General features: G+C 63.6%; 5 protein-coding genes. All 5 read right to left on the reverse strand.

Going from position 1 to position 5954, the window contains the following annotated elements; genetic code table 11:
• On the reverse strand, positions 1-2232 hold a 2232-nt coding region (locus EN925_RS19500), incomplete at its 3' end, for a DNA translocase FtsK (protein WP_164894283.1).
• Positions 2233-2491: 259 nt separating this feature from the next.
• Entirely contained in the window at positions 2492-2767 is a 276-nt protein-coding gene (locus EN925_RS19505; protein ID WP_013528891.1) for a hypothetical protein, read from the reverse strand.
• Positions 2768-3092: 325 nt separating this feature from the next.
• The gene (locus EN925_RS19510; RefSeq protein ID WP_224619141.1) at positions 3093-4274 is read right to left on the reverse strand and encodes an ammonium transporter; all 1182 of its coding nucleotides are present in this window, start codon (positions 4272-4274) and stop codon (positions 3093-3095) included.
• 205 nt (positions 4275-4479) lie between these two features.
• Positions 4480-4818 (reverse strand): P-II family nitrogen regulator, encoded by a 339-nt coding sequence (locus EN925_RS19515; RefSeq protein WP_013528889.1) that lies wholly within the window; start codon positions 4816-4818, stop codon positions 4480-4482.
• A 217-nt stretch (positions 4819-5035) separates the two neighbouring features.
• Positions 5036-5911 carry an acyl-CoA thioesterase II gene (gene tesB, locus EN925_RS19520; RefSeq protein ID WP_127388292.1) on the reverse strand — a complete coding sequence of 292 codons (876 nt, stop codon included), beginning with the start codon at positions 5909-5911 and terminating at the stop codon, positions 5036-5038.
• Positions 5912-5954: the final 43 nt, after the last annotated feature.

Consider the following 5954-nt stretch of genomic DNA (forward strand, 5'->3'; position numbering starts at 1 on the left):
CTGCTCGCCCAGAATGGTGCGGCTGTCGATCTTCGACGTCACCTGGAAGGAGATGCGGGTCGGGAAATTGGCCTTGATGGTGCCGGTGATGACGTCGACCGACGGCCGCTGCGTTGCCATGATGACATGGATGCCGGCGGCGCGCGCCATCTGAGCCAGGCGCTGCACGGCACCTTCGATGTCCTTGCCGGCGACCATCATCAGGTCGGCCATCTCGTCGATGATGACGACGATATAGGGCATCGGCTCGAGATCGAGGTTCTCGGTCTCGTAGATCGCCTCGCCGGTCTGGCGGTCGAAGCCGGTCTGAACGGTGCGCGAGATCTTCTCACCCTTCTTGTCCGCCTGGCTGACGCGGGCGTTGAAGCCGTCGATGTTGCGCACGCCGACCTTGGACATCTTGCGGTAGCGGTCCTCCATCTCGCGCACGGTCCATTTCAGCGCCACCACCGCCTTCTTCGGATCGGTGACGACGGGCGTCAGCAGATGCGGGATGCCGTCATAGACCGAGAGTTCCAGCATCTTCGGATCGATCATGATCAGCCGGCAATCCTGCGGCGTCAGCCGGTAGAGCAGCGACAGGATCATGGTGTTGATGGCGACCGACTTGCCCGAGCCGGTGGTGCCGGCGACCAGCACGTGCGGCATCTTGGCGATGTCGACGATGACCGCCTCGCCATTGATGGTCTTGCCCAGCGCCAGTGCCAGCTTGGCCTTCGTCGTCTCGAAATCGCGGCTGGCCAGGATCTCCCTGAGATAGACGGTTTCGCGCTTGGCGTTCGGCAGTTCGATGCCGATGGCGTTGCGGCCGGGCACCACCGCGACGCGGCAGGCGATGGCGCTCATCGAGCGGGCGATGTCGTCGGACAGGCCGATGACGCGCGACGATTTGATGCCGGGCGCCGGTTCGAGCTCATAGAGCGTGACGACCGGACCCGGACGGACGGCGATGATCTCGCCCTTGACGCCGAAATCCTCCAGCACGCCTTCGAGCAGGCGCGCATTCTGTTCCAGCGCGTCCTTGGACAGGCTGGCGTCGCGCACCACGTTCTTCGGCTCGGAGAGGAAGTGCAGCGACGGCATTTCAAATTTTTCAGAGCCGATCAGCGATGTCTGCGCCTCGCGCTGCACACGGGCGCCTGGCACGGGGCGCGCCGCCGGCGCCTCGACGCGCGTGGCGGCATCGGAACGGAACGGCTGTACCTTGGCGGTCGGCGCGCCGCGGCGTTGCACGACAGGCTCATCGTCGAAATCGGCATCCTCGCCCGCATTGTCGAAGCGGTCGTCGAAGATATCGGCATCGTCGGGGTCGAGCGAGGCGCTGCGGTCATTGACCATGGCGGCGAAGAATTCCGGCTCGACGCGGGCGCGGCCATCCTGGCTCATCCGCTGCTCGGCGAACTCGGCCGATTCGACCCGTTCGGCCGCGCGGCGCCAGGCGGTGGAGCGCTGCTCCATCTCCGGCTCGTACTCGTCCCGCTCTTGCCTGCGGCGCACGGCGCGGCGGTGCATCCACGCGCGCAGCGACAGCCACCAATGGGTGATGGCGCCGAGCGCCAGGATGCCCTCGTCGCCTTCGTCCTCGTCATTGTCGAACAAAAGGTCGTCCTCGCGCGGATCGACGGCGGGCTCGTCCTCCATCACCGCAAAGCCGTTCTTGCGTCCGATCAGCGCCGAGCCATGGGCAAAGAGCCACAGTGCGGGCGCCGAAAGCAGGATGGCGATGATGCTGGCGATCAGCCCGGTCGGATAGCCGCCGATGACGACACCGGGGATCTTCAGCACCATGTCGCCGAACACGCCGCCGAGGCCGGTGGGCAGCGGCCAGGTCTTGGGCGGCACCACGCAGCCGACCATCGCAGCGGCCAGCAGCGCGAAGCCGAACCAGGACAACCCGCGCTTGGGCAGCCTGTCGACGCCGCGCGCGGAAAACAGCAGGAAGCCCCAGATGACCGTCGGAACCAGGGCGGCGACGGCGGCGAGGCCGAAGAACTGCATGGCGAGGTCGGAGAACACGGCACCCGCATAGCCCATGGCGTTGGTGACGGTGTTGTTCGTCGCGTGGGAAAAACTCGGATCGGCGACATTCCAGGTGGCAAGGCTGGCAACGCCAAAGGCGGCCAGCGCGAACAGGCCGACGCCAACCAGCCGCCCCACCTGACGCCGCGCGAACGCCTGGATGCCGTGCCCCGTATCGGCCAGCGCGAGCGGTGCTGAAGCCCCTGAACGCATGCTCTTCCCCGTCTGTCGTGGACTCGCCGGGTGCGTGGCGCACTCCGGCAGATTCGGGTCTCAGACTATCGGTGGGAAGGTTAAGGGCGCATTAACTATAAGAGGTTGAGACGCTCAAACCTCATTACCGCCGGTTGAGGCGTATGAGGCAATGTTGGACGACGGACCGATGGAGCTCCATCGAACGAAACAATGGCGGGCTGCCGGCCCGCCATTGGTCGTCTGAACAGAGATCGGGTCTCGGCCCGATCGCGGCAAATCAGTTGGCGCCGCCGAGCGCCTGCACATTGGCGCAGAATTCCGCATGCGGCTTGCTCATCGCCGCATCCTGGCATTCCTTCTTCATCGCTTCCTGCTTTTCCATCGGCATGGCCATGAAAGCTGTCTTGAAGTCCGCCATCGGCTTCATGGTTTTCATGCCGGAATCCGTGAAGAACGGCGCCATGTTGTCGGGCTCGTCCAGAGCACCGGCAAACGCCACGCCGCCGATCATGGAAAGAGCAAGCGCTCCGAGACAGATGTTCTTGAGGTTCATGAGATGGTTTCCTTCCCTGTTGTTTGGCACGAGCGTCAGAACGACGATCGTCCCCACGGTTCGGAACCAGAGCGGTCGTTGTTTCCTCAAAAAACATGATCACGCGAACGTGATTGCGTGAAGCCGGGCATTGCCGGAATGGCTTGCCAAAAAAAGAGGCCCGGATGCGATCCGGGCCTCAATGCGTGAACTCCTTTCGGGAGCATCACGACGGGATCTTTCAAAGCAATTCCAGGAGAACTGTGCAGCGCTTTCCATTCGGAATTGCGTGGAGATATGGGGCCGGCGGGAGGAGGGTTCCGCCGGCCCCTTGGCTAAGCTGGCCTTACGGCACCACTTCGCCATGCTGGGAGATGTCGAGGCCTTCGACCTCTTCCTGGGTCGTCGGGCGCAGGCCGACAAGCGCCTTGACGATGTAGAGGAGCACGAAGGTGGCAATGCCGGTCCACACGATAGTGACGGCAACGCCGTAGATCTGCTTGCCGAGCGAAGCACCTGCGCCGAGGCTGTTGATCGCCGGGTCGGCGAGCACGCCGGTGAGCAGAGCGCCTACCACACCGCCGACGCCATGCACGCCGAAGGCGTCGAGCGAGTCGTCATAGCCGAACATGTGCTTGACCTTGACCGCCGAGAGGTAGCAGACGACGCCTGCGACGATGCCGACGATGAAGGCACCGGTCGGGTTGACGAAGCCGGAAGCCGGCGTCACCGCGACCAGGCCGGCAACCGCACCCGAGATGATGCCGAGCACGGAAGGCTTCTTGGCGACGATCCATTCGGCGAACATCCAGGCCAGTGCCGCCGCCGCGGTGGCAACCTGGGTGTTGAGCATGGCAGCGCCGGCAAGACCGTCGGCTGCCAGTTCCGAACCGGCGTTGAAGCCGAACCAGCCAACCCACAGCAGCGAAGCGCCGATCACCGAATAGACCAGGTTATGCGGCGCCATGTTGGTGGTGCCATAGCCTTCGCGCTTGCCGAGAACCAGCGCACAGACCAGACCGGCGACACCGGCATTGATGTGAACGACCGTACCGCCGGCAAAGTCGAGCACGCCCGCCGATCCGAGGAAGCCGCCACCCCAGACCCAATGCGCGATCGGCACGTAGACGACCAGCAGCCACAACGCCATGAAGATCAGCAGCGCCGAGAACTTCATGCGTTCGGCGAAGGCGCCGGCAATGAGCGCCGGCGTGATGATGGCGAACGTCATCTGGAACATCGAGAACACGAATTCAGGAATGTTGGCGACGCCCGGCAGCCACAGCGAGGCCGTGGTGATGCCGTGATGGAAGAACTTCGAGGTGCCGCCGATATAGCTGTTCACGCCGCCGCCGTCCGAGAAGGCCAGCGAATAGCCGAACATGAACCACAGCACCGTCACCAGGCAGGTGATGGCGAAGCTCTGCATGACGGTGGCGAGCACGTTCTTCTTGCGCACCATGCCGCCGTAGAACAGCGCAAGGCCCGGAATGGTCATCATCAGCACCAGCGCCGTCGAGGTCAGCATCCAGGCGGTGTTGCCGGTGTCGAGCACCGGGGTCGGGGCAGCAGCCGGCGCGGCCGCGGCTGCGGCCGGTGCCGCTTCCTGTGCGAAGGCGGCGACCGTGCCCAATGCTGCGAGAGCAAGCGAACCCAAAAGGGCAGCTCGTCCCGTCGTCTTCAAGGTGGAAGGAATATTCATTGAACTCTCCATTGGAATACGTGATCGCCGCTCAGAGCGCGTCGGTGTCTGTTTCGCCGGTGCGGATGCGCACCGCCTGATCGATGCCGAAAACGAAGATCTTGCCGTCGCCGATCTGGCCGGTCTTGGCGGCTGCGGTGATGGCTTCGACGGCCTTGTCGACCATGTCGGCACTGACCGCGACTTCGATCTTGATCTTCGGCAGGAAGCTGACCGCGTATTCCGCCCCGCGATAGATCTCCGTATGCCCTTTCTGACGCCCGTAGCCTTTGACTTCGGTGACGGTCAGGCCCTGGATGCCGACGGCGGTGAGCGCTTCGCGTACCTCGTCGAGCTTGAACGGCTTGATGATTGCCATCACGATTTTCATAAGGTTTCACCCTTTGCTGTTGCGGTCCCCCGCGTTTGTACACCTTCACCGATCCCAAAGAGCCGGAGAGTGCCCACAAGGATTCAAGCTCCGTGCCAAGTGCCGAAGCAGGGTGTTAACCCACTGTAAACAAAGAGATTAGGGGGTGCACCGACGCAACCTGCCCACAGCTGCGGCGATACGCCTGCTTAAAAATTAGGCAAATTTTGAAAAATGCCTACTCTGCAGGCGATCGCTTGAGCCGGATCAGCCCTTCCTGCGCAACCGAGGCAATCAGCGTACCGTCGCGGGCAAACAGCGAGCCGCGTGTAAAGCCGCGCGAGCCCTGCGTCGACGGGCTGTCCTGCGTGTAGAGCATCCAGTCGTCGAGCGCATGGCTGCGGTGGAACCACATGGCGTGGTCGAGGCTCGCCGCCTGGATATCGCGATCGAAAATGGCGCGGCCATGCGCGAAGGTCGATGTGTCGAGCAGCGTCATGTCGGAGAGATAGGCGAGCACCGCTGCCTGGATGGCGTGGTCCGCCGGCACCGGACCGGTGGTGCGGATCCAGATGTTCTGCTTTGGCTCCAGCTTTTCGCGGCTGGTGTAATGCTTCAGCATCACCGGCTTCATCTCGATCGGCCGGTCGCGCTCCCAGTAGCGTTTGATCCCATCGGGCACCGCCTCGCCGAATTTGCCCAGCAATTCGCGTTGCGACAGCAATGTGTCCGGCCCCGGAACGTCCTGCGGCATCGGCACCTGGTGCTCCAGGCCGACCTCATCCTGCTGGAACGAGGCTTCGAGCGAAAAGATCGCCTGGCCGTGCTGGACCGCCACCACGCGCCGCGTGGTGAAGGAGCCGCCGTCGCGAATGCGGTCGACCTCGTAGACGATCGGCACCTTGGTGTCGCCGGGCCGCATGAAATAGCCGTGCAGCGAATGCACGTACCGATCGGGATCCACTGTCCGCTGCGCCGCCACCAGCGCCTGGGCGATGGTCTGGCCGCCGAACACGCGCTGCCAGTCGAGCAGCGGGCTGCGACCACGATACAGATTGTGTTCCAGCTTCTCGAGGTCGAGAATGCCGAGAAGCTCGTCCATGGCTGCCGTCATATTTCGCGCCCTCGCCGCAGAAGTGTTATGGCGGTTTCCGACA

The sequence above is a fragment of the Mesorhizobium sp. M7A.F.Ca.US.006.04.2.1 genome (assembly GCF_004022915.1).
GTDB lineage: Bacteria > Pseudomonadota > Alphaproteobacteria > Rhizobiales > Rhizobiaceae > Mesorhizobium > Mesorhizobium ciceri.

What these genes read in the sequence shown, in the direction of transcription:
- EN925_RS19505 (WP_013528891.1), bottom strand. Translation starts at nt 2,767, where the DNA reads ATGAACCTCAAGAACATCTGTCTCGGAGCGCTTGCTCTTTCCATGATC.
- EN925_RS19510 (WP_224619141.1), bottom strand. Translation starts at nt 4,274, where the DNA reads ATGCTGACCTCGACGGCGCTGGTGCTGATGATGACCATTCCGGGCCTT.
- EN925_RS19515 (WP_013528889.1), bottom strand. Translation starts at nt 4,818, where the DNA reads ATGAAAATCGTGATGGCAATCATCAAGCCGTTCAAGCTCGACGAGGTA.
- tesB (WP_127388292.1), bottom strand. Translation starts at nt 5,911, where the DNA reads ATGACGGCAGCCATGGACGAGCTTCTCGGCATTCTCGACCTCGAGAAG.